The organism is Novosphingobium nitrogenifigens DSM 19370, assembly GCF_000192575.1.
In the GTDB taxonomy this organism is placed as follows: Bacteria; Pseudomonadota; Alphaproteobacteria; order Sphingomonadales; family Sphingomonadaceae; genus Novosphingobium; species Novosphingobium nitrogenifigens.
Genome location: NZ_GL876926.1, coordinates 882050 through 904087, shown reverse-complemented (window position 1 = coordinate 904087; position 22038 = coordinate 882050). Strand labels below are relative to the sequence as shown.

20 protein-coding genes, 1 pseudogene and 1 riboswitch are annotated in these 22038 nt (G+C 62.3%); of the genes and pseudogenes, 10 read left to right on the top strand and 11 right to left on the bottom strand.

The annotated features are described in order from the left end of the window. Positions 1-79: 79 nt before the first annotated feature. The 3 genes from era to lepB are packed head-to-tail and all read right to left on the bottom strand — an operon-like array spanning position 80 to position 2642. Positions 80-1018, bottom strand: a complete 939-nt coding sequence (gene era / locus Y88_RS04385; protein WP_008066632.1) for a GTPase Era — start codon at positions 1016-1018, stop codon at positions 80-82. Then, entirely contained in the window at positions 1015-1716 is a 702-nt protein-coding gene (rnc, locus tag Y88_RS04380; RefSeq protein WP_008066630.1) for a ribonuclease III, read from the bottom strand. The genes era and rnc overlap by 4 nt, the downstream gene beginning before the upstream one ends. Then, positions 1689-2642, bottom strand: coding sequence for a signal peptidase I (gene lepB, locus Y88_RS04375; protein WP_008066628.1), 954 nt, complete (start codon positions 2640-2642; stop codon positions 1689-1691). The genes rnc and lepB overlap by 28 nt, the downstream gene beginning before the upstream one ends. A gap of 160 nt (positions 2643-2802) precedes the next feature. Here lepB and pgi point away from each other — a divergent pair. From pgi to Y88_RS04355, 4 genes and pseudogenes are all read left to right on the top strand, one after another. Continuing rightward, a pseudogene (pgi, locus tag Y88_RS04370) lies at positions 2803-4322 on the top strand (glucose-6-phosphate isomerase). A 122-nt stretch (positions 4323-4444) separates the two neighbouring features. Beyond that, positions 4445-5809, top strand: a complete 1365-nt coding sequence (gene gorA / locus Y88_RS04365) for a glutathione-disulfide reductase (protein ID WP_008066626.1) — start codon at positions 4445-4447, stop codon at positions 5807-5809. A gap of 75 nt (positions 5810-5884) precedes the next feature. Next, positions 5885-6607: an SDR family oxidoreductase gene (locus Y88_RS04360; protein WP_008066625.1), complete on the top strand. Its 723-nt coding sequence runs from the start codon at positions 5885-5887 to the stop codon at positions 6605-6607. 20 nt (positions 6608-6627) lie between these two features. Beyond that, entirely contained in the window at positions 6628-7644 is a 1017-nt protein-coding gene (locus Y88_RS04355) for an NAD-dependent epimerase/dehydratase family protein (protein WP_008066624.1), read from the top strand. On the opposite strand, the gene Y88_RS04350 is transcribed toward Y88_RS04355, so the two are convergent. The 4 genes from Y88_RS04350 to crtY are packed head-to-tail and all read right to left on the bottom strand — an operon-like array spanning position 7645 to position 11852. Next, positions 7645-8589: a phytoene/squalene synthase family protein gene (locus Y88_RS04350; RefSeq protein ID WP_008066623.1), complete on the bottom strand. Its 945-nt coding sequence runs from the start codon at positions 8587-8589 to the stop codon at positions 7645-7647. A 10-nt stretch (positions 8590-8599) separates the two neighbouring features. Further along, entirely contained in the window at positions 8600-9181 is a 582-nt protein-coding gene (locus Y88_RS04345) for an LOG family protein (RefSeq protein WP_018075378.1), read from the bottom strand. Beyond that, on the bottom strand, positions 9178-10656 hold the full coding sequence (locus tag Y88_RS04340) for a phytoene desaturase (protein ID WP_008066621.1): 1479 nt from the start codon (positions 10654-10656) through the stop codon (positions 9178-9180). The genes Y88_RS04345 and Y88_RS04340 overlap by 4 nt, the downstream gene beginning before the upstream one ends. Next, complete coding sequence (crtY, locus tag Y88_RS04335; protein WP_008066620.1) at positions 10653-11852, bottom strand: lycopene beta-cyclase CrtY; 1200 nt, start codon at positions 11850-11852, stop codon at positions 10653-10655. Before crtY ends, Y88_RS04340 begins: the two co-directional genes overlap by 4 nt. 301 nt (positions 11853-12153) lie before the next feature. Here crtY and Y88_RS04330 point away from each other — a divergent pair, with 301 nt between their 5' ends. The 4 genes from Y88_RS04330 (at position 12154) to Y88_RS04315 (ending at position 17219) form a co-directional block, all read left to right on the top strand. Further along, positions 12154-13659, top strand: coding sequence for a flavin-containing monooxygenase (locus tag Y88_RS04330; RefSeq protein WP_008066619.1), 1506 nt, complete (start codon positions 12154-12156; stop codon positions 13657-13659). A 132-nt stretch (positions 13660-13791) separates the two neighbouring features. Then, positions 13792-13899, top strand: a riboswitch (TPP riboswitch). A 45-nt stretch (positions 13900-13944) separates the two neighbouring features. Beyond that, positions 13945-15807, top strand: a complete 1863-nt coding sequence (gene thiC, locus Y88_RS04325) for a phosphomethylpyrimidine synthase ThiC (protein WP_008066618.1) — start codon at positions 13945-13947, stop codon at positions 15805-15807. Positions 15808-16003: 196 nt separating this feature from the next. Then, complete coding sequence (locus Y88_RS04320) at positions 16004-16213, top strand: hypothetical protein (RefSeq protein ID WP_018075379.1); 210 nt, start codon at positions 16004-16006, stop codon at positions 16211-16213. Further along, the gene (locus Y88_RS04315; protein ID WP_008066616.1) at positions 16191-17219 is read left to right on the top strand and encodes a DUF6976 family protein; all 1029 of its coding nucleotides are present in this window, start codon (positions 16191-16193) and stop codon (positions 17217-17219) included. Before Y88_RS04320 ends, Y88_RS04315 begins: the two co-directional genes overlap by 23 nt. Positions 17220-17384: 165 nt before the next feature. Here the strand turns inward: Y88_RS04315 and Y88_RS04310 are convergent, their stop codons facing one another. From Y88_RS04310 to Y88_RS04295, 4 genes are all read right to left on the bottom strand, one after another. Next, positions 17385-17669 (bottom strand): hypothetical protein, encoded by a 285-nt coding sequence (locus Y88_RS04310; RefSeq protein WP_008066614.1) that lies wholly within the window; start codon positions 17667-17669, stop codon positions 17385-17387. A 278-nt stretch (positions 17670-17947) separates the two neighbouring features. Continuing rightward, positions 17948-18388 (bottom strand): cupin domain-containing protein, encoded by a 441-nt coding sequence (locus Y88_RS04305; RefSeq protein ID WP_008066613.1) that lies wholly within the window; start codon positions 18386-18388, stop codon positions 17948-17950. A 34-nt stretch (positions 18389-18422) separates the two neighbouring features. Beyond that, entirely contained in the window at positions 18423-19259 is an 837-nt protein-coding gene (gene dapD / locus Y88_RS04300; protein WP_008066612.1) for a 2,3,4,5-tetrahydropyridine-2,6-dicarboxylate N-succinyltransferase, read from the bottom strand. Positions 19260-19324: 65 nt separating this feature from the next. Beyond that, positions 19325-20014: a pyrimidine 5'-nucleotidase gene (locus Y88_RS04295; protein ID WP_008066610.1), complete on the bottom strand. Its 690-nt coding sequence runs from the start codon at positions 20012-20014 to the stop codon at positions 19325-19327. 52 nt (positions 20015-20066) lie between these two features. Between Y88_RS04295 and Y88_RS04290 the strand changes: the two genes are divergently transcribed. Together Y88_RS04290 and Y88_RS04285 are read left to right on the top strand one after the other, a co-directional pair. Next, positions 20067-20684 carry a ribonuclease HII gene (locus Y88_RS04290; RefSeq protein ID WP_050805609.1) on the top strand — a complete coding sequence of 206 codons (618 nt, stop codon included), beginning with the start codon at positions 20067-20069 and terminating at the stop codon, positions 20682-20684. Between the two features lie 187 nt (positions 20685-20871). Further along, on the top strand, positions 20872-22038 hold the full coding sequence (locus Y88_RS04285) for a site-specific DNA-methyltransferase (RefSeq protein WP_008066607.1): 1167 nt from the start codon (positions 20872-20874) through the stop codon (positions 22036-22038).

The following is a 22038-nucleotide window of genomic DNA, read 5'->3' as shown; positions in this document are numbered from 1 at the left end:
GTGTTTCCTTCCGGAAAAAGTCTCGCGCGACAAAAATAAACGCCTGGTGAATGGTGCCCACAGGGCGCCGGGGCAGGGGTCACTGCACCCAGTCGAGACCGATTTCCTCGTAGATTTCACGGCTTTCCGCCCAATTCTCCTCGACCTTCACATGGAGGAAAAGGTGGACACGGCAGCCGAGCAATTCGGCCAGTTCACGCCGCGCCGCTTCACCGATCGCCTTGAGCTTGGATCCGCCCTTTCCGAGCACGATCGGGCGCTGGCTGTCGCGAGCGATGACGATCTGCTGGTGGATCTCGATCGAGCCGTCGGGACGCGGACGATAGCTTTCGGGGCGAACCGCGCTGTCATAGGGCAGTTCGTCGTGGAGCTGGCGATAGAGCTGCTCGCGCGTGATTTCGGCGGCAAGCAGCCGTTCCGACGCGTCGGAAACCTGATCTTCGGGATAGTGCCAGGGACCCTCGGGCATCAAGGCGCCGAGCCGTGTCTTGAATTCGGAGACGCCGTCGCCGGTGAGCGCCGAGACGAAGAACACTTCGTCGAAACCTCCGGCTGCGGCCAGTTCCTGTGCCGCGACCAGCAAGGGTTCCTTCGCTGTGGAATCGACCTTGTTGAGCACCAGAATGCGGCGTTCCGGCCGTTCTTTCAGCGTTGCGAGGATGCCTTCGAGATAGTCGCGCTTCTTCTTGCGCGCGTCGACGACGAGAACGATCGCGTCGGCTGCCTCGGCGCCTTCCCATGCGGCATGGACCATCGCACGGTCGAGCCGGCGGCGCGGTTCGAACAGGCCGGGCGTATCGACCAGAATGATCTGTGCCGGGCCTTCGAGGGCGATGCCCATGAGCCGCGCGCGGGTCGTTTGCGCCTTCGACGAGACGATCGCGACTTTTTGTCCGACGAGCGCGTTGACGAGCGTCGATTTGCCTGCGTTGGGAGCACCGATGACGGCAACCAGGCCGCAGTGCTGGCCAGAAGTGTCGGGCGTGGCGGGAAGGGGGGGAAGTTCGTTGTCGGTCATGCAAAAGTCTTCATGAATTCGCGGGCTGCGGAGGTTTCCGCTTCCTGCTTGCTGGAGCCGCGCGCGGTCATCTCGCCAACGCCCTTCACCGTGACGGAAACGGTGAAAGTGGCGGCGTGATCGGGGCCTTCGCGCGCGACAAGGGTATAGATCGGCGGCTTGCGCTTGTTGCCTGCGGCCCATTCCTGCAACGCTGCCTTGGGGTGCTTGCGCTGCCCGGCACCGGCGGCCATCGGCGCGGCCCAGGCCCGGCGCACGAAATCGCGCGCCGCAGGAAACCCGCGTTCGAGAAACAGCGCACCGATCAAGGCCTCCATCACGTCGCCCAGAATGTTGTCGCTGTCCGCGCCGCCGTCGTCGCGAGCCTGCTTGCCGAGACGCATGTGCGGCGCGATGCCGAGTGTCCGTGCGACGTCGGCACAGGTTTCGCGGCTGACCAGCGCGTTGAGGCGCTGCGACAGCTTGCCTTCGGCGGCAGAGCTGTCGCCATGCAACCATTCGGCAACGGCAAGACCGAGCACCCGGTCACCGAGAAATTCCAGCCGCTGGTAATCGCGCGCCTCGCCAAGCGAGCCGTGTGTGAGAGCTTCGTGCCAGAGATCCTGCCGGATCGGTTCATGACCGAACACGGCAGTGAGAAAGGCAAGCGATGCGGGATCGAGATGCTGGCTCAGAACGTCCCCCCGATCCGGTTCCAACGGGCAGAGGTAAACCATGTCCACGGCAGGAACCAGTTGGCGCCGCCGTCGGTCGACCACATCACGATCGTTGCACGACCGACCAGGTTTTCCTGCGGGACGAGACCGATGCCGCCGCCTTCGACTGCGGGGAAACGGCTGTCCATGGAATTGTCGCGGTTGTCCCCCATCAGGAACATGCGATCGGCCGGGATGAGGATCGGCGGAGTGTCGTCCTGGGGGCGATAGCCGAGGTCGAGCACGTTGTAGCTCTTCCCTTCGGGCAGCGTTTCCTTGAACTGCGGGTAATGGCAGGTCGGGGTGCCGTCCTTTTCCAGCACTTCGAATTCGGGCGAGACGCAATTGGTGTTGGTCGAGACCGGAATGACGAAATCGCTTTGGCGTTCCTTCTTCACCGGTTGCCCGTTGATATAGAGAACCCCGCCCTTCATCTGGACCGTGTCGCCGGGCAGGCCGATAACGCGCTTGATGTAGTCGACGTCATTGCCCGGAGGCGCCTTGAAAATCACGACATCGCCGCGCTTGGGCTGATGGGGCAGCACCCGGCCCGGGATCAGCGGCAAGCTGAACGGCAGCGAATATTTCGAGAAGCCGTAGGGCCACTTCGCCGCGAGCAGGTAGTCGCCGTTTTCCAGCCGGGGCAGCATCGATTCCGACGGAATGTTGAACGGCGAGAAGATGAAGCTGCGGAAGATCCCGACAATCAGAACCAGCTTTACCAGGAAGACCAGGAAGCTTTCATCGTCGTGAGGCTTCTTGCCCTTGGCCCCCTGCGGATTGCCGTTTCCGCGCACGATCCGCGCGGCGATGTCGGCAGCGGCATCGCGCTGCTCGCCACTCGCTTTCGGCTTGGCAGTACCGGAACTGCTCCCCGAGGCACTGGGTGCCGGGTTCTTTTCGGGTGTGTCATTCATCGTTGTGGTCATGTTTGGCGGCCTTGCATCCGTCAAGCCGGATATGATCGTCATAGCGTCGGGGAGACTACAAGGCACGATCTCTTGATCGATGGCTGTCGGCGCTTGGCGGAATAGGCGCAAGCGGGCATGACATGGGCGTTACTGCACAAGCGAAGTTAGGGAATGAGTGATGGCCGAAGCCCTGTCGAAGTTGTGGGGAGAATTGGAAAGTATCGAATTTCCGACACTTTCAGAGCTCTTTGCGGTGCCGGATCGTCTGTCTCGTTACGCTCGGGATCTTGAGCTTCCCGGCGGGTTGATTCGGTTCGACTGGGCCAAGACGCATCTTTTCGCCGATGCGGAACGTGTTCTGGTCCGGATTGCCGCAGCGCAGAACCTTGTGGAAAAGCGGCGCCAGTTGTTTGAAGGCGAGACGATCAACAACACCGAAGGCCGCGCGGCCGAACATACGGCCCAGCGGGGCGTCGGCTCTCCGGCAAGCGTGGTCGAGGCCGAGGCCCTTCACGAACGGATGCAGGGATTGGTCGAGGCGATCCACGAAGGCCTGCTCGGCGAGGTGAAATCGCTGATTCACATCGGCATCGGCGGTTCGGCGCTGGGACCGGCGCTCGCGATCGACGCCTTGGCGCGCGAAGGCGCCAAAGTGGCGGTTCACGTCGTGTCGAACATCGACGGTTGCGCTCTGGAAGCTGCATTCAAGGCTTGCGATCCGGCGACCACGCTGATCGCGGTCGCGTCGAAGACGTTCACCACCACCGAAACCATGACCAATGCGGCCTCTGCCATCGAATGGTTGAGCGAAGGCGGGGTTGATGATCCCTACGGCCGGGTGATTGCCCTGACGGCGTCGCCGGACAAGGCGGTGGAGTGGGGCGTCGACGATACCCGCGTGCTGCCTTTTGCCGAAAGCGTCGGGGGCCGTTACTCACTGTGGTCCTCGATCGGTTTCCCGGTTGCACTGGCTCTCGGTTTCGACGGGTTTGCAGCGTTTCTCGAAGGTGGTGCTGCAATCGACCGCCACTTCCTTGAAACTCCGCTTGAAGAAAACGTGGTGGTGCGCGCGGCCTTCGCGGACCTTGTCTACACACAGGCTCTCGGGTGCCAGACGCGCGCGGTCTTTGCCTATGACGAACGTCTCACCCTGCTGCCGGACTATCTTCAGCAACTCGAGATGGAATCAAACGGCAAGCGCGTTACGGCCGACGGGCACCTGCTCGACCGGCCGAGCGCGCCCGTTACGTGGGGGGCGTGGGAACGGATGCGCAGCACGCGGTGTTCCAGTTGCTGCATCAGGGAACGCATCTCATCCCGGTCGATTTCCTGGCGGTGAAAATGCCCGGCCACGATCTCGATCCGATCCATCACAAGATCCTGCTGTCGAATTGCTTTGCGCAAGGGGCTGCGCTGATGGCGGGCAAGGCATCGGACGATCCGGCGCGGGCCTATCCGGGCAATCGCCCCTCTGCGACCATATTGGTCGACGAACTCAATGCGGCCACGCTCGGCAGCCTGATCGCGTTTCACGAGCACCGGACGTTCGTTTCGGCGGTCATGCTGGGGATCAATCCGTTCGACCAGTTCGGCGTGGAACTGGGCAAGGCGATTGCCAAGCAGATCGACGCGGGTGGCGGCGACGGGTTCGATCCTTCGACCGAGGCGTTGTTGGCAGCGGCCGGAATCGGCGTTTGACGTCGAACGGCCTGAAGTCGAACGGGCAGCAGTCGAACAGGCTTTGAAATTCTGACGCGGCACTGGAACTGCGCGGCGAGAGGCGCCATATCGGCGGACCTCTCGCCGCCAGCCGCAAAAGGATGACCATGGCCCACAGCGAATACGACTACGACCTTTTCGTGATCGGTGCCGGTTCCGGCGGCGTGCGGGCCAGCCGGATCGCGGCCGGTCATGGCGCGCGGGTGGCCGTGGCGGAGGAATTCCGGATCGGCGGCACTTGCGTCATTCGCGGTTGCGTTCCCAAGAAATTGCTCGTCTATGCATCGCAATTCGCCGATGATCTGGCGCATGCGTCCGATTATGGCTGGACGATCGAAGGAGCACGGTTCGACTGGCCAGCGTTACGAGACGCGGTGGCCCGTGACGTTGATCGATTGAACGCGGCCTATACCCGCACGCTCGACAGCAACAAAGTCGATCATTTCCTCGAACGTGCGGAGATCACCGGTCCCAATAGCGTCCGGCTCAAGCAATCCGGGCGCACGATCACCGCGGGAACGATCCTTGTCGCGACCGGCGCGTGGCCGGTCATGCCCGAATTTCCAGGTGCCGAGCACTGCATCACCTCGAACGAGGTGTTTCATCTCGAAACCCTGCCTTCGCGCGTGGTGGTTGCCGGGGCGGGCTATATTGCGATGGAATTCGCAGGCATTTTCAATGCGTTGGGGTGTGACGTAACGATCGTCAACCGGAGCGCGAAGATCCTGCGCGGTTACGATACGGACCTGTCCGACCGTCTTCTCGCGATCACCCGCGCGCGCGGCATCGCTTATCGGTTCGACGCCTCGTTCGAAGGCGTCGAGAAGCAGGAGGACGGCAGCCTGCTCGTTCATTTGGGCGATGGCGGCGAGCCGGTCCCGGCCGATGTGGTTCTGGTCGCGACCGGGCGTCGTCCGAACACGGCGGGACTGGGGCTGGAAACAGCCGGGATTACGCTCGGCGCTCATGGCGAAATTCCCGTCGATAGTGACGGGCGGACCGCTTGCCCGACCATCTTTGCCGTCGGTGACGTAACGGATCGGGTGCAGTTGACGCCCGTCGCCATTCGGGAAGGGCACGCCTTTGCCGATGCCCGTTTCGGCGGCAAGGCCACTTCGGTTTCCTATGACGCCATTCCGAGCGCCGTGTTCTCTCAGCCGCCGCTGGCCGCCGTCGGCCTGACCGAGGCAGAGGCGCGTGACCGTTACGAAAACGTCCGTGTCTTCACGTCCGATTTCCGGCCGATGAAGAATGTTTTCAGCGAGCGGATCGAGCGCGGCTATTACAAACTGGTGGTCGATGGCGCGACCGACCGTATTCTAGGCATTCACATGATCGGTCCCGATGCGCCCGAAATTCTTCAGGCGGCGGCGATCGCGGTGAAGGCGGGGCTGACCAAGGCGGATTTCGATGCCACCGTGGCGCTTCATCCGTCGATGGCCGAAGAGCTTGTCCTCATGCGTTAATCACGGCGCAAATCCCATTGCATCGGGAAACCGGTCCGTTACGTTCGCAGGATCGGGCGCTGTGGGAGAGGCACGATGCTGATTGCTGGCAAGACGGCCCTTGTCACCGGGGGCACCGACGGGATCGGGCGCCGGATCGCGCAGGAACTGCGACGACGAGGTGCCCACGTCATCGTGACGGGACGCAACCCGGATCGTTTGGACCGAGCCCGGTCCGAAGGTTTCGAAGCGATTGCCGCGGATTTGTCGGACCGTGACGGTGTCGAGGGACTGCTGCGGGCTCTGACCGGAAGACCGATCGACGTACTCGTTAATAACGCCGGGATGGGGGCCGCTCACGACTTTCGCCAGGGGATCCCCGATCCGGCCGATGATGAGCGCACCATCCGCCTCAATCTCGATGCGCCGATCCGGCTTATCGTGGGCTTGATGGAGGCGCTCCGCTCGCGGCCACAGGCGATGATCGTGAATGTCACGTCCGGGCTGGCTCTGGCACCGAGTGCCGGAGCGCCGGTCTATTGCGCGACCAAGGCGGCCTTGCGCAGTTACACACAGTCGTTACGTGCGCAGCTCAAGGGTACCACGATCCACGTTCTCGAGGCCTTGCCGCCAGTGGTCGATACCGCGATGACGGCGGGGCGGCGGGGGCGCAAGCTGTCGGTGGAGCGATGCGCCGTTGCGATTGTCGATGCCATGGCGGCCAATGCGGACGAGGCGAACGTCGGCTTGGTCAAAGTGTTGAAAGCGGTCTGTCTCGTTGCGCCCTGGCTTGCCCGTCGCATCATGATCGGATTTTGACCGGGATGGGGAGTGGAGCGATGCCGGGAACGGTCTTGGTCACGGGGGGAAGCGGCTATATCGCCGGGTTCCTGATCCGTCAGTTGCTGGCCGAAGGGTGGCGGGTTCACGCGACGTTACGTGACCCGGCGAAGGAGTCCGCCTTGCGTCCCATGCTGGGTGGAACGGCGGAAACGCTTCGCTTTTTCCCGGTCGATCTGCTGTCCGATCATGGTTGGGTCGAAGCCTTGGCCGGGTGTTCGCATGTGGCGCATGTCGCTTCGCCTTTCACGCTGGAGCCGCCACGTAACGACGAGGATCTGATCCGTCCGGCGTGTGAAGGCGTGCTCCGGGCCTTGCGTTTTGCCCGTGACGCAGGGGTGGTTCGTTTCGTTCAGACCTCGTCGGTGGCGGCAATTGCCTACGGGCACGGCAAAGGGTGGCATCTCTTTACCGAAGAGACCTGGAGCGACCTCGAGGGCGAGGACGTCAACGCCTATGTCCGTTCCAAGACTCTCGCCGAATGGGCGGCCCGCGAATGGATGGCGCGCGAAGGCGGGCAGCTGGAATTCGTCTCGATCAATCCTTGCGCAGTGCTTGGCCCGGTGTGGAGCGCTGATTTTTCGCCATCGATCGAAGTGGTGCGTCAACTGCTCGCCGGGCGCTTGCCGGGATGTCCCGATATCGGTTTCGGGATAGTCGACGTCCGTGACGTTGCGGACCTGCATGTGCGTGCCCTGACGGCGCCAGGGATAGCCGGACAACGCTTCATCGCCTCGGGCCGGTTCCTCAAGATGGTGGACGTCGCCCGCATTCTGAAAAAAACGATGCCTGATGAGGCCCGGAAAGTCTCGGCCCGGCGGTTGCCCGACTGGCTCGTTCGGCTTGCCGGGGTGTTCAGTCCGATGATCCGTCAGGTAACGGGCGAACTCGGCAATATCCGCGGTACGGACGCGAGCCGTGCTCGGACTGTGCTGGGCTGGGAGGCACGGCCGGTCGAGCAGACGATTGTCGATTGCGCCAAGAGCCTGATCGCCTGCGGGATCGTGCGCGTGTGATCAGGCGGTGAAATCGCGGCGTGAGTAACGGCGCAGGCGTGCCCCGTGGTAGAGGCCCGGCATCGCGGGCAGGAACGCCTGCACCGCCGAGCGGGCAATCCACCAGAGCTTGCGTTTTTTGTCGACGACGGCGCGCCGGTCCCAGGCAGCCGCACCGCGGCGCGTAACGATACGGGCGATTTCGCCATAGATACCGGCCGCAGCAAGGATCGCCCAGCGCTGTCGCACGCGCAGTCGCCGGGCCCCGATCCGGGCGGAACATTCATGGGCCGTGGCGATCCGGCACAGCCGCCGGGCCATCACGGCAAGGGCGTTACGGTACGGCGGTTTCAATTCCTCGCCCGGCGGAATGTCCGCTTCGGCGAGCCATTCTGCAGGCAGGTAGCAACGCTGGGCCGCGTTATCCTCGGCAAGGTCGCGGGCGATGTTGGCAAGCTGAAACGCCATGCCGAGATCGCCTGCGCGCTCCAGCGTTTCTGCGTCGTCAGGATCGACGCCCATGACGACCGCCATCATCACCCCGACCGCCCCCGCAACGTGCCAGCAATAGCGCATGAGATCCGTCTCGTTACGCGGTTGCCAGCCGGTGGCGTCGAGTGCGAACCCGGCCAGGACGTCATCGGCCATGGCCGGCGTCAGGCCGGTTTCCCGGGCCACCATGGCGAGGCAGTCGAAGGCCGGATCGCCGGTCTCGATCCCCGAAAAGGCCCGGGCAGTGCGCTCCCGGACCTCTTCCATGCGTTGCGTAACGGAGGCCTGATCCCGCATGGCTCCGCCCAGATCCTGCCCGTCGATGAGGTCGTCGCAGCGTCGGCACCAGGCGTAAAGCAGCCAGACCCGTTCGCGCGTCGCCCGATCGAACAGGCGGCTCGCGGCCGCAAAGCTCTTGGACCCGGCCCTGATCGTTGCCGCAGCGTGCGTTACGAGACGGGCGCGATGGTCCACTTTGGCCCCCTTAGAGGTCGCTCGCCTTCATCGCGAAAATCGGCACATGGGGCTCGTGTCCGGCCATGCGGGCGAGCAGCAGGTCGAGATCGGGCTCGGCCATGATGATCCCCGCGTGCACCGGACGGATGAAGCCCGTCGCGATCATGTGGTGGTTGAACGCGAGCAGGTGGTCGAAGAAGCCGAAAGCGTTAAGTAACCCGACCGGCTTGGCGTGATAGCCCAATTGCGCCCAGCTCACCGCTTCCCACAGTTCATCCATGGTTCCGACCCCGCCGGGCAGCGTGAGGAAACCGTCGGACAAGTCGACGAAGGCCTGTTTGCGTTCGTGCATATTGGCGACGACGTGCAGCTGGGTGCAGGCGTGATTGGCGATTTCCGGGCCAGCGAGCGCCGTCGGGATGACTCCGATGACTTCGCCCCCGGCAGCCAGCGCTCCGGCCGCCACAGCCCCCATCAGGCCGCGATTACCGCCACCGTAGACAAGGCCGATGCCCCGGGTTGCCAGTGTTTCGCCCACGATACGGGCGAGAGTCACGTAACGGTCGTCGGCCGGAGAGGCTGAGCCGCAATAGACAGCGATCCGTTTCAAGCAAGATCCTCTAGAATGAGGCCGGCAGTAGCCTTGGCACTGCCGACGACGCCGGGAATCCCGGCCCCAGGGTGAGTGCCGGCGCCGACAAGATAGAAGTTACCGATGGCGTCGTCACGGTTGTGCGCACGGAAATATGCACTCTGCGTGAGTAACGGTTCAAGGCTGAAAGCGCTGCCCGCATAGGCGGACAGGTCCGAGGAGAAATCGGCCGGAGTGTAATGGAAACGGGTGACGATCCGGCTCTGGAGATCCGGGATCAGGCGCCGCCCCACTTCATCGAGCACGCGCTGTTCCAGGATCGGTCCGATTTCCCGCCAGTCCACCGGCAATTTGCCCATGTTTGCAACGGGAACCAGCGCATAGAACGTGCTCATCCCGTCGGGCGCCATCGAGGTATCGGTGACGGTGGGGTGGTGAAGGTAGATCGAGAAATCCTGCGGCAGGACGCCGTATTTGTAGATGTCGTCGAGTAACCCTTTGTAACGCGGGCCGAAAAGGATCGTGTGATGGGGGATGCCCGGCCAGGTCCCGGTGACTCCGAAATGCACGACGAAGAGGCTGGGAGACCAGCTTTTCCGTGTGAGCGCACGCGCGTGACGTCGCGCATAGCTGTTGTCGCCGAGCAGGTCGCGGTAGTTGTGGACGAGATCGCCGTTGGAGGCCACGGCGTCGAAATTGGCCTGCCATCCGCTCTTGGTCACAATGCCCGTAACGCGATTTCCCAGCGTTTCGATGCGGGTGACAGGATCGCCCATGCGGACCTGCCCGCCGATCCGCTCGAACTGGGTCACCATGGCCGCGACGAGGCGGTTGGTCCCGCCCTTGGGCCACCAGACGCCGCCATCCTTCTCCAGCTTGTGGATGAGAGCATAGATCCCGCTCGTTGTCATCGGATTGCCGCCGACGAGAAGCGAGTGGAAGCTGAACGCCTGGCGCAGCTTCTCGTTTTCTATGTATTTGGAAACAATGGAATAAACCGATCGCCATGCCTGAAATCGGGCAAGTGCGGGGGCGGCCTTGACCATGCTGGCAAAGTCCAGGAACGGCACCGATCCGAGCTTGGTATAGCCCTCGCGATAGACCCCTTCGGCATAGTCGAGAAACTCTTCGTACCCCGCAACGTCACGCGGGTTCAGTCGCGCGATTTCGGCACGTAACGAGGCCTCGTCGTTGGCATAGTCGAAGGTGGTCCCATCGATCCAGTTGAGCCGATAGAACGGCGTGACCGGCAGAAGTTCGACTTCGTCGGCCATACTGTGGCCCGAAAGCGCCCACAGTTCGTCAAGGCATGGGGGATCGGTGATGACGGTCGGGCCTGCATCGAAGGTGAAGCCGTCGCGTTCCCAGTAATAGGCCCGGCCGCCGGGCTTGTCTCGCGCCTCGATCAGCGTTGTCGCGATTCCGGCGGACTGAAGGCGAATGGCGAGCGCGAGGCCGCCAAAGCCCGCTCCGATCACGCAGACCCGTTTCATGGTTTTTCCCTTGTGTCATGGGTCTGCGTCCGTCGGTCGGCAAGCGGCGCAGGGCGCTTGCCAAGACCGGTCAGCACTCCGATAGCCCGGCTGATCGGGACGGGAGGTTTTCCCATTAAAATTCGTGCCTTGTCGGTGATTGTACAGGTTCCGGCGTAAAAACGCTCGATCAGGCCGCGGTCGAGGTGGTAAAATCTCTCGAGGATTTTGTAACGCTCGTCCGGCTCGGCAGCGGCAAAGAGCATTGCGGTCAGTGTTCGGTAAAATCCGTAATTATTCCATACGGATGACGAATATTTACCGGAAATTGACGCAAGGTCGTGGCGGTTGTTTCCAACCATCTCGGCAAAGGCCATGGCAAAGCGCACGGCCTCGGGCAGGGAATAGCTGGTCAGGGGATGGAAAAGGCCTGCACGCGTGCCTCCGCAGGCCATTTGCGGGCGATACGGCTTCCCTCCGGCAACGACGGGCAAGACGCCGCTTTCCTCGCCGAGCATGCCCAGGATCTGCCATCCTTGCGCTTTTGCGTAATCGGCGATCCGGGCCGACAGGGCGCCAGTGTCGAGATCGGGTGAATTGGAATAATATGTATCTTCGACAAGCACTTCGTCGGCGGAAAAGGGAAGGCAGTAGACGAAGCGATAGCCGCCGATTTGCGGCACGGTGGCATCCATGACCACGGGGCGCTGCAATCCGTGAGGCTTGGAAAGCTTTAGATGTTGACCGAGAAAAACCTGCCAACCACCTGACATGGAATTGAAATATTCAATTCCGCGTGTGTCGATCACGATGTCGGCGGCAATCCGTCGGCCGTCTGACAGCTCTGCGGTCATTGTCGATGCCGTCAGGACGCGGGCGCCGGTCAGAAGCGCGGAGGCGGGCAGGGCAGCGCGCAGGGCCGCGTCAAGCCGTCGCGATGTCGTGGTGTGATAGGCCGTCTCGAGAACGCGTCGATAGGAGGGAAAGCGAACTTCATACGATGTCCAGCTTGCCTCGATCAGCGGCGCCACCAGTTCCATTCCGTCCGCGGCAAGATCGGTCGCGAAGAACGACCAGAAGTGATTTCCGCCGAACGTTGATCCCTGTTCCGTTACGGTGATCGACAGATCCGGCCTGAGCCGGGCAAGCGCCAGCGCGACGAGACCTCCTGCCAGTCCGCCACCGAGGATCGCAATGTCGGATCGGACGACGCTCATGGGATGCAACGGCTACCGGGCGGGATGTTATGGTGCAACATTGCCCTTCGGGAAATGCGTTGACAAGCGTGCCGTGATCCCAGGCTCCGTCGTTACAAACGAATGGGTCTGGACGAGAGGGGACGGGATTTGAGTTGCATTTCAGGATGTATCGGCGTTTCCTGATCTCGCCGGGAGAAAACCTGAGAAAAAACGGGCCTCGAATCGTCGATCCTGACCTCCGTTTCGTCACGTTACGGCGGAGATTGCCTTGGAATCCGGCGATATCGGCCCCGGCGTTGGAGAGGATGGGGTACAAGGCATGGCAGCAGAGCATTTCGACGTGCTGATCGTTGGCGCCGGGATTTCCGGGATCGGATCGGCCTATCATTTGCAGGATCAGTGTCCCGACAAGCGTTACGTTATCCTTGAGGCCAAGGATACGTTCGGCGGGACATGGGTGACGCACCGTTATCCGGGGGTTCGTTCGGACTCCGATCTCTATACGTTCGGGTATCGCTTCAAGCCATGGGTGGGCGCGCCGATCGCGAGCGGGGCCGAAATCCTTCACTACATGGGCGAAGTGATCGAAGAGAACGGCATTGGCGCCCATATCCGGTATGGGCACCGGATCACGGCCTGTTCGTGGTCGGGGCAGGACAATCTCTGGACCGTTACGGCACGGCGCGGAAGCGATGGCGAGACGGTCGAGTTTACCACGCGGTTCCTGTGGATGTGCCAGGGCTATTACGATCACGAAAATCCCTATATTCCTGATTGGAAAGGGCTTTCCGATTACAAGGGGCAATTCGTCCACGCCCAGCAGTGGGACCCGTCGACAACGGTCGCGGGCAGGCGGGTGCTGGTCATCGGCTCGGGTGCGACGGCCGCGACAGTGGTTCCGGCCTTTTGCGAGGCTGGGGCAAACGTAACGATGTTGCAGCGTTCGCCGACCTATTTCTTCTGTCACCCCAATCAGAACGAACTGGCCGATCGCCTGCGCCAGATCGGCATCGACGAGCCGACCGTTCACCGGGTCGTGCGGGCGCAGATCATGCATGACCAGAACCTGATGAACCGTCGCTGCGTCGAGGAACCCGATGTCGTCTTCGAGGAGCTGAAGGCACTCGTGCGCGCTTATGCGGGCGAGGATTTCCAGTTCGAGCCTCATTTCACCCCGCGCTATCGCCCTTGGCAACAACGGCTCGCGTTTTGTCCGGACGGAGACCTGTTCCGTCACGCGGCTGCGGGACATGTCCGCGTCGTTACGGACACCATCGACCGCTTTACTGAAAAGGGCGTCCGCACGGTCTCGGGCGAGGAAATCGAAGCCGATCTGGTCGTGGCCTGCACCGGGTTTCGCCTGTCGGTCATGGGGGATATTCCCTTTACCGTCGATGGACACCGCGTGGATTGGCACGAGGCGATCAATTATCGCGGCATGATGTTCACCGGGGTTCCCAACCTCGTCTGGGTCATGGGCTATTTCCGGGCAAGCTGGACGCTGCGGGTGGATATGCTGGGAGACTTCGTGTGCCACCTGTTGCGGCACATGGACGAACTGGGCGCGCAGAAGATCGAGGTTACGTTGCGCCCCGAGGACGAAGGCATGGCGCTCTATCCCTGGATCGAGGCGGACAATTTCAATCCCGGATACCTGATGCGGGGAATCGACCTCATGCCCCGGCGCGGGGACAAGCCCGAATGGCGTCACAACCAGGATTACTGGCGCGAGCGGCTCGAAATTCCGCAGATCGATCTCGATGGGCCGGAGTTTCTTTACGACGACCATCGTGCCGTAACGCCCTCGCGGGAAGCTGCGGAATAGAGGCGTTTCAACGGCCTTTCGGTAGCTGGAACCTGTGCCGGGATCGGCCCGGAACAGGTTCCCGTGACGTCACAAACCGTCGGTCGTCCGCGCTCCGTCTGGACTTCGACGTAAGGCAGGCCTAAAGAATCGAGCCGTACCCCGGGGAGCCTGTGTTGGCTGAGAGGGGCCGGTCACGCGGCCCGACCCGTCGAACCTGAACCCGTTAGCACGGGCGGAGGGAGGGCCGGCGGCAAATCCATGCGCGCTTCTTCTCCTTCTTCCGTGCCGCAGAAGGAGCGCCTCATGGCCGACATCAACAGCAAGCTGGAAATCGGCGTAACAACCGGTCCGATCCGTGGCAGCCGCAAGATCCATGTCGAATCCCCCCGCTTTCCCGGGGTGCGTGTGGCCATGCGGGAAATCGCGCTCGAACCCTCGTCCGGCGAGCCGCCGTTGCGTGTCTACGACACGTCGGGCGCCTATACCGACCCGTCCGTAACGATCGACATCGGGGCGGGGTTACCCAAGCTGCGTCACGACTGGATCGTGGGCCGTGGCGATGTCGAACAGTATGACGGACGCGCGATCAAGCCCGAGGACAATGGCCAGCTCGGACCGGATCGTTCGGGCGGGGTGCCGCCGTTTCCCAATACGGTGAAGCGTCCGTTGCGTGCGGTCTCCGGCCGTAACGTGACGCAGATGCACTATGCGCGGCAGGGCATTGTCACGCCCGAAATGGAATATGTCGCGATTCGCGAAAACCTGGGCCGCAAGCAGTTGAAGGAAGCGCTGATCCGTGACGGACAGGATTGGGGCGCCTCTATTCCCGATACCGTAACGGCCGAATTCGTGCGGGATGAAGTCGCACGCGGACGGGCGATCATCCCCAGCAACATCAATCACCCGGAAAGCGAACCGATGGCGATCGGTCGCAATTTCCTGGTCAAGATCAACGCCAATATCGGCAACTCGGCCGTTGCCTCGGACGTCGCCAGCGAAGTCGACAAGATGGCCTGGGCGATCCGATGGGGCGCCGATACGGTCATGGACCTTTCGACGGGCCGTAACATTCACGATACCCGCGAATGGATCTTGCGTAACGCTCCGGTTCCGATCGGGACCGTGCCGATCTATCAGGCGCTCGAGAAAGTCGGCGGCATTGCCGAAGAGCTGACCTGGGAGATTTTCCGCGACACGTTGATCGAACAGGCCGAGCAGGGGGTGGACTATTTCACCATCCACGCGGGCGTGAGGCTCGCCTACATCCCCTTGAGCGCCCGTCGCGTAACGGGGATCGTCAGCCGTGGCGGATCGATCATGGCCAAGTGGTGTCTTGCCCACCACAAGGAAAGCTTCCTCTACGAACACTTCGACGAAATCACCGAGATCATGAAGGCCTACGACATCGCCTATTCGCTGGGCGACGGTCTGCGGCCCGGTTCAATCGCGGACGCCAACGACGAAGCGCAGTTCGCCGAACTCTACACGCTGGGCGAACTGACCAAGCGCGCCTGGGAACAGGACGTGCAGGTCATGATCGAAGGTCCGGGCCATGTGCCGATGCACAAGGTCAAGGAGAACATGGACAAGCAGCTCGCCTCGTGCGGGGAAGCGCCGTTCTATACGCTCGGGCCCCTCGTGACCGATATTGCCCCCGGTTACGACCATATCACCAGCGGGATCGGCGCCGCCATGATCGGGTGGTTCGGCACGGCGATGCTCTGTTACGTGACGCCCAAGGAGCACTTGGGTCTCCCCGACCGCGATGACGTCAAGGTCGGCGTGGTGACCTACAAACTGGCAGCGCACGCGGCCGATCTTGCCAAGGGGCATCCGGCCGCCAAGCTGCGTGACGATGCGTTGAGCCGCGCCCGGTTCGAATTCCGTTGGCGCGATCAGTTCAATCTCAGCCTCGATCCCGATACGGCCGAGCAATACCATGACCAGACGCTCCCGGCCGAAGGGGCCAAGACCGCGCATTTCTGCTCGATGTGCGGTCCCAAGTTCTGTTCGATGAAGATCACGCAGGAAGTGCGCGAATTTGCCGCCAAGCAGAACAGCGCGCCGGAAAACTTCCTCGCGGCTGAGGATGTCGAGGCGGGAATGGCGCAAATGAGCGAAAAGTATCGCGAAGCAGGCGATCTTTACATTCCGGCTGCCGAGTAAAACCCTTGTTCCCCGTCCCTTGCTCTCGATCGAGAGCGGGGCGGGGATTCCGGAGTTCATCGCGTAACGCCCCGTCATGGGTTACGTTGCGCTCTGCGGACCTTCGTAGTTTTCCGGGGTGTTCAGACATCCCGCCCATTAACTTGCGCCCCGTAATGCTCCCCTTGTTCATAAGAAAAAGAGGAGCCTGCCAGAAATGGCCGTACCGCCGAGTTCGGCGCCATGCTGGAAGCAGCTGGCCACCGGGGGATTGTCGCGCATTCGCACCAGCAATGTCGGCACCCAGATGATGATCAAGCGCCTGCAACTGAGCAATGCCTCGGTCGATCAGAAGGCGCTCGAAATCCATGCCTATTATGCCAAGTGGGAACGGGGTCTGTCCGATGAAATTGCCCAATTCGCGTGAATTCGTGGAAGCGGGCCTGTCGGGCTCGCTCATCAATGCGCTTGTCGAACTCGAAGATGCGGCGGCGCTGATAACGGCGGGGCTCTCGCTTTCCCTTGCCGGGACGGCACGGGCGTTGCGCTCGTTGCCTGCGGGTAACTGGATCGGGGGTACCACACCCTATTTCATGACGGTCGAAGGCGGAACGGTGGTCGGGGATGACCGCGTGTTCGTAACGAACCTGTCCGCGCTCGGTTCTGTTACGGTCGCCTGTTTCGGACCGGGCGAGCTTGACCGCATTAGCGGCGATGCGCCTGAATCCGGGTTTGCCCTGGCGATCATGCCGGCGGAATCGGAATGTCACGGCAGCTTCGCACTCGATGCACCGTTCTATCCCCAGGCATTCATCAAGCCGACGGTTGGCTGGATTTCAGGGTATCTTCTGTCCGATGGCGGTCCCGCGCTGGTGTTCGACGGGCGTAACGGCACGAGCCACACCAACCGCGTTGTCGTTGCTCACGTCGATCTGGGCGAGGGCGCTCTTGCAGTGCCTGCAATCGTCAATCCGTTCCGGGCGGGTTCGGGGGAAGTGCTGAGCTTTTCCGAACCGGGCTTCGTCCACACCATGGTCATGGTCGACGGCATCGCGATGCCTTTTGCCGAATATTGCGTCGAGGAAGGCTTCGGCGGCGGACAAGTGCCCCTGGTCGGCGATTACGGCGGCGCGGCGATCAACGTCTCGATCCGCGAGGTCGATCGGAACACCGGTGAAGTCCATCTCTATGCGCCGGTCTTTCCCGGCGTGGAGTATCGCTTTGCCGAACCGCTCTATGATTATGTCTCGGCTCTCGCCGAAGGGATTTCCGCAGGTCAGCAGGATGCCTTCTGGTCCTGCAACTGCATTCTCAATTTCCTGTTCGGCCATCTCGAAGGCAAGGCGGTCGGAGGTGTCGCCGGTCCCGTGACGTTCGGAGAGATCGCCTATCAGCTGGTGAACCAGACTTTCGTGTCGATCCGCAAACTCTGACGTTTCGGTTGGTGACAGGTGCCGGTGGGGCTTCGGCCTGAGGTTAGGATTTCATTTTATATACAATGCCTTGTGGCGTTGCGTTGCGATCATTAAAAAAGGCCCTGCCGTCACGTGACGGCAGGGCCTTTTTCATAAGCCTGTTGGGGTGTTCGCCCCGACGGTTCAGTTGCCGGTGACGAGGCCCATCTTCTTGGCTTCGGCAATGTCGAATTCGACCGGCTTGTTGTTGAACGTGCCGGTGACGGTCTTCTTGCGGATGTGCAGTTCGAACGGCACGCGACCGGCATAGGCAGTGCCGCGCACGATCTTTTCGCCGTTCTTGTCCTCGGTCGTGTAGTTGTAGTCGACGCCCTGGTTCTTGAACTGACCGGTATCTCCGGCAGCGAAAGCGGCAGCCGGAGCAACGGTGGCGACCAGCACGGCGGCGACAAGCGACTTCCTGAACATTGCAATCACTCCTGATACCTCGAAGGGCCTCAAAGGTTCCCGGATGCGCCTGCTCGTGACGCTCGACCGGCAATTTCGGCTCTGTTTTCTTGCTGAGGACGGGAATGATGTTGCATGTGCGAAGGCGCAAATGCTTATCGCGCGATAAAGGTTGCGTAAAATGCAACATAATTGAAAAAATAACAATTTATCGAGCGATAAGGGTGAGGCCTTTCTGACATTTCTGTCAGTAGCTCTGCGTCAATGGCACAGGGATGGCCCGATGCGTGCCGTTTGGCTCAGGATTCGGGCGACCAGTCGGGTGGCGCGAGGCGAAAGCCCGCGAAATCGAATCCGGGCGCCACGACGCAGGATACCAGGACATAGCCGTGCGATCCTGTGATCGGGGCAGCCGCTTGCCAATGGCCGGTGGGAACGACGGCCTGAACCGCGTCGCCCGACAGGGGATCAGGCCCGAGTATGGTCGTCACGACCGGCCCCGTATCGGTTTGGGATGTCGAGAGGGCAAGGCGGTCGCCGTCGTGCCAGAGCCAGACTTCGTCGGCATCGACAGCATGCCAGTGCGATCGTTGTCCCGCTTCGAGCAGGAAATGGATCAGCGTTCCGGCAGGGCGCTTGCCCGGCGCGGCGGCGGCTCGCCATGTCTGACGATACCAGCCGCCTTCGGGATGAGGTTCGAGCCCCAGGCGATCGATCAGCGCGCGTGCCCTATCGGTCATGGTGCCCGGACTATCTCTCTTGCCTCTCTGCCGATCAGTCGCGAAGCAGTTCGTTGATTCCGGTCTTGCTGCGGGTCTGTGCATCGACGGTCTTCACGATCACCGCGCAATAGAGCGAGGGGCCAGGAGTGCCGTCGGGCAGGGGCTTGCCGGGCATCGCGCCGGGGACGACCACGGCATAGGGCGGAACCTTGCCGATGTGGACTTCGCCGGTGGTGCGGTCGACGATCTTGGTCGATGCGCCGAGGTACACGCCCATCGACAGGACCGCGCCTTCGCCCACGATCACGCCTTCGGCGACTTCCGAGCGGGCACCGATGAAAGCGCCGTCTTCGATGATGACCGGGCCTGCCTGCAGCGGTTCGAGCACGCCGCCGATGCCGGCGCCGCCCGAGATGTGCACGTTCTTGCCGATCTGGGCGCAGGACCCGACCGTCGCCCAGGTGTCGACCATGGTGCCTTCATCGACGAAGGCGCCGATGTTGACGAAGCTCGGCATCAGCACGACGCCCTTGCCGATGTGGGCGCCACGGCGTGCGACGGCGCCGGGAACGACGCGGAAGCCGGCATCGCGGAACCGTGCATCGTCCCAACCGGCAAACTTCGAGGGAACCTTGTCGAACGCCGGAGCGCCCGCAGCACCGCCGTCGATCACGACATTGTCCTGAAGGCGGAACGAGAGCAGCACGGCTTTCTTCAGCCACTGGTTGACGCGCCATTCGCCGTCGACCTTTTCGGCAACGCGGGCCTTGCCGCTGTCGAGCAGGGCAAGCGCGGCGTCGACCACTTCGCGCACGTCGGCGCTGGCAGGGGTGACGTCGGCGCGGTTTTCCCAGGCGGCTTCGATGGCGGCGGCAAGCTGGTCAGTCATGATGGGTGTCTCCGCTTGGAAGGTCCGGCGCGGGCCGGCGAGATTTCATCGTTTCGCTGGGGCGCCTAGCCCAGTGGGCGAGGCCGGGCAAGTTCGGCCGCCACGCTGTCGAGCCAGCGTTCGAGGTCATCGATCACGAGATCGATCGCGGCATCGTCCTTGGCGCGGTCGCCCCAGTCGGTTGCCATGTCGATCCAGACCGTCTGCATGCCAAGTCCCTTGGCAGGGGACAGGTTGCGGGCCGAATCCTCGACGAAGACGGCTCGTTCAGGATCGATGCCGAACCGCTCGACCAGGCTGGTATAGGCACTCATTTCCGGTTTCGGGCGATATTCCATGGCATGGATGTCCCACATGCCGTCGAAACAGTCGGTGATGCCCAGAGCGTCGAGCACGCGTTCGGCATAAGGGCCGTCGGCATTGGTGAAGATCAGCCGCTGTCCGGGCAATGCGCGCAACTTGTCGGCAATGCGCGGGGCCTTGCTCAGAACGCCCATGTCGATGGCATGGACATAGGAGAGGAAGTCGCGCGGATCGACCGCGTGATAATGCATGAGACCGGCGAGCGTGGTGCCGTGGTCGTGGAAATACATCTTCTGCACCCGCCGGGCTTCGGCAAGGTCGCAGCCGAGCAGTTCGGCAATGAAGCGCCCCATCAGCACGTCGATCTGGTCGAAGAGCTGCACGCTGGCGGGATAGAGCGTGTTGTCGAGATCAAAGATCCAGCAATCGACGCGGGCGGGATCGAACGGCATGGGATGAGGTCTGCTTGCGATGGAACGGCCCATCGCGATAGGGGCATGGGGTATGTCCTGTCCATCCTCCTTGGTGTCGTCATCCGGCCTTGTCGTCGGTGTCGATGAAGCCGGGCGAGGACCGCTTGCCGGTCCCGTCGTTGCAGCCGCCGTCATTCTGGGCGCAGGAGCGCCACAGGGCCTTGCTGATTCCAAGAAACTGACCGCCCGGCGGCGCGCTTGGCTGGAAGTCGGGATCAAGGAGACCTGCCGCTGGGGCCTTGGCGTTGTCGAGGCGGACGAGATTGACCGGATCAATATCTTTGCCGCGACGATGAAGGCGATGACGCTGGCCGTCGCGGACCTGCTGGATCGCGATGGAGGCGTCGTCGAGATGGTCCTCATCGACGGGAACAAGACCCCGGCGGGGCGCGATCCGGGCTGGGTCTGGCCCGCACGGGCCATTGTCGGCGGCGATGCGACCGAGGCGGCGATTTCGGCAGCTTCGATCCTGGCCAAGGAACATCGCGACCGTATCATGCGCGATGCGGCGCAAAAGTGGCCCCAGTACGGGTGGGAGCGCAATGCCGGGTACGGCACGCCCGAGCATCTGGCCGCCTTGCGCGAACATGGACCGTGCGTTTTCCACAGGCGCAGCTTCGCGCCGGTGGCGCAGGCGTTGCTGCTCTGAATTTTTTCCACGCCTTTGAGGCACAAGATATTGAGTCGTGCTTGGCGGCATGACTCAAGATATGCCTTCCGGACTCATTCCGTTCCTGTTTTGATTCAGTGCGACTCGTGCTGACTCCACGAGTCGCAGCTTGACGCGCGAGTCGCGATGATTCACCTAGGGGTCATCGAACAGGAGAATACGGGTCATGGCAGTCGTGGTGAAAGAACGGGTCCAATCGCGCAAGCGCAGCCTTGGCAAGGCAAAGGCGCTGCAGGTCGGAATGCCCGCGGTCGATCCCTCGCTGCCGGTGAACCAGATCCTGCGTGGCGACTGCATCGAACAGATGCGGGCGCTGCCCACTGCGTCGATCGACATGATCTTTGCCGATCCGCCCTACAACCTCCAGCTTGGCGGCGATCTTGCCCGTCCCGACGGCAGTCATGTCGATGCGGTGACCAACGACTGGGACAAGTTCGACAGCTTTGCCGCCTATGATGCTTTCACGCGCGAATGGCTGGCCGAAGCGCGCCGCCTGCTCAAGCCCGACGGTTCGATCTGGGTCATCGGCAGCTATCACAACATCTTCCGTGTCGGCGCGATCCTGCAGGACATGGGCTTCTGGATCCTGAACGACATCGTCTGGCGCAAGGCGAACCCGATGCCCAATTTCAAGGGCACCCGTTTCACCAATGCCCACGAAACCCTGATCTGGGCCTCGCGCAGCGAAAAGTCGAAGTACACCTTCAACTATCGCGCGATGAAGACGCTGAACGATGAACTGCAGATGCGCTCGGACTGGGTCCTGCCGATCTGCTCGGGCCAGGAACGCCTGCGCAACAAGCGCGGCGCCAAGGCTCATCCGACGCAGAAGCCGGAATCGCTGCTCTATCGCGTGATGCTGGCGACGACCAATCCGGGCGATGTCGTGCTCGATCCCTTCTTCGGCACCGGCACCACCGGCGCGGTAGCCAAGCGTCTCGGACGCCACTGGATCGGTTGCGAGCGTGAAGAAGGCTATATTGAAGTCGCCGAAGAGCGCATCGAAATGGCGCTGCCGCTCGATGAAACCGCGCTCAAGACGATGCAGAGCCGCAAGTCGCAGCCGCGCGTCGCCTTTGGTCAGCTGGTCGAAAGCGGCTGGATCCGTCCCGGTGCGGTGCTCAGCGATCGCAAGGGGCGCTATTGTGTCACGGTCCGCGCCGACGGTTCGATCATGGCGGGCGATGACAGCGGTTCGATCCACGGCATCGGCGCCAAGCTTCAGGGCGCGCCTTCGTGCAATGGCTGGACGTTCTGGCACATCGAGCACGAAGGTCAGGTGAAGCAGATCGACGCCCTGCGTCAGCTTTACCTGCTCGCGACCGAGGACTGA

Excerpts from the sequence above, each read along its gene's own strand:
- era (WP_008066632.1), bottom strand. The coding sequence starts at position 1,018 with ATGACCGACAACGAACTTCCCCCCCTTCCCGCCACGCCCGACACTTCT.
- lepB (WP_008066628.1), bottom strand. The coding sequence starts at position 2,642 with ATGACCACAACGATGAATGACACACCCGAAAAGAACCCGGCACCCAGT.
- gorA (WP_008066626.1), top strand. The coding sequence starts at position 4,445 with ATGACCATGGCCCACAGCGAATACGACTACGACCTTTTCGTGATCGGT.
- Y88_RS04360 (WP_008066625.1), top strand. The coding sequence starts at position 5,885 with ATGCTGATTGCTGGCAAGACGGCCCTTGTCACCGGGGGCACCGACGGG.
- Y88_RS04355 (WP_008066624.1), top strand. The coding sequence starts at position 6,628 with ATGCCGGGAACGGTCTTGGTCACGGGGGGAAGCGGCTATATCGCCGGG.
- Y88_RS04340 (WP_008066621.1), bottom strand. The coding sequence starts at position 10,656 with ATGAAACGGGTCTGCGTGATCGGAGCGGGCTTTGGCGGCCTCGCGCTC.
- crtY (WP_008066620.1), bottom strand. The coding sequence starts at position 11,852 with ATGAGCGTCGTCCGATCCGACATTGCGATCCTCGGTGGCGGACTGGCA.
- Y88_RS04330 (WP_008066619.1), top strand. The coding sequence starts at position 12,154 with ATGGCAGCAGAGCATTTCGACGTGCTGATCGTTGGCGCCGGGATTTCC.
- thiC (WP_008066618.1), top strand. The coding sequence starts at position 13,945 with ATGGCCGACATCAACAGCAAGCTGGAAATCGGCGTAACAACCGGTCCG.
- Y88_RS04320 (WP_018075379.1), top strand. The coding sequence starts at position 16,004 with ATGGCCGTACCGCCGAGTTCGGCGCCATGCTGGAAGCAGCTGGCCACC.
- Y88_RS04315 (WP_008066616.1), top strand. The coding sequence starts at position 16,191 with ATGAAATTGCCCAATTCGCGTGAATTCGTGGAAGCGGGCCTGTCGGGC.
- Y88_RS04310 (WP_008066614.1), bottom strand. The coding sequence starts at position 17,669 with ATGTTCAGGAAGTCGCTTGTCGCCGCCGTGCTGGTCGCCACCGTTGCT.
- Y88_RS04305 (WP_008066613.1), bottom strand. The coding sequence starts at position 18,388 with ATGACCGATAGGGCACGCGCGCTGATCGATCGCCTGGGGCTCGAACCT.
- dapD (WP_008066612.1), bottom strand. The coding sequence starts at position 19,259 with ATGACTGACCAGCTTGCCGCCGCCATCGAAGCCGCCTGGGAAAACCGC.
- Y88_RS04295 (WP_008066610.1), bottom strand. The coding sequence starts at position 20,014 with ATGCCGTTCGATCCCGCCCGCGTCGATTGCTGGATCTTTGATCTCGAC.
- Y88_RS04290 (WP_050805609.1), top strand. The coding sequence starts at position 20,067 with ATGTCCTGTCCATCCTCCTTGGTGTCGTCATCCGGCCTTGTCGTCGGT.
- Y88_RS04285 (WP_008066607.1), top strand. The coding sequence starts at position 20,872 with ATGGCAGTCGTGGTGAAAGAACGGGTCCAATCGCGCAAGCGCAGCCTT.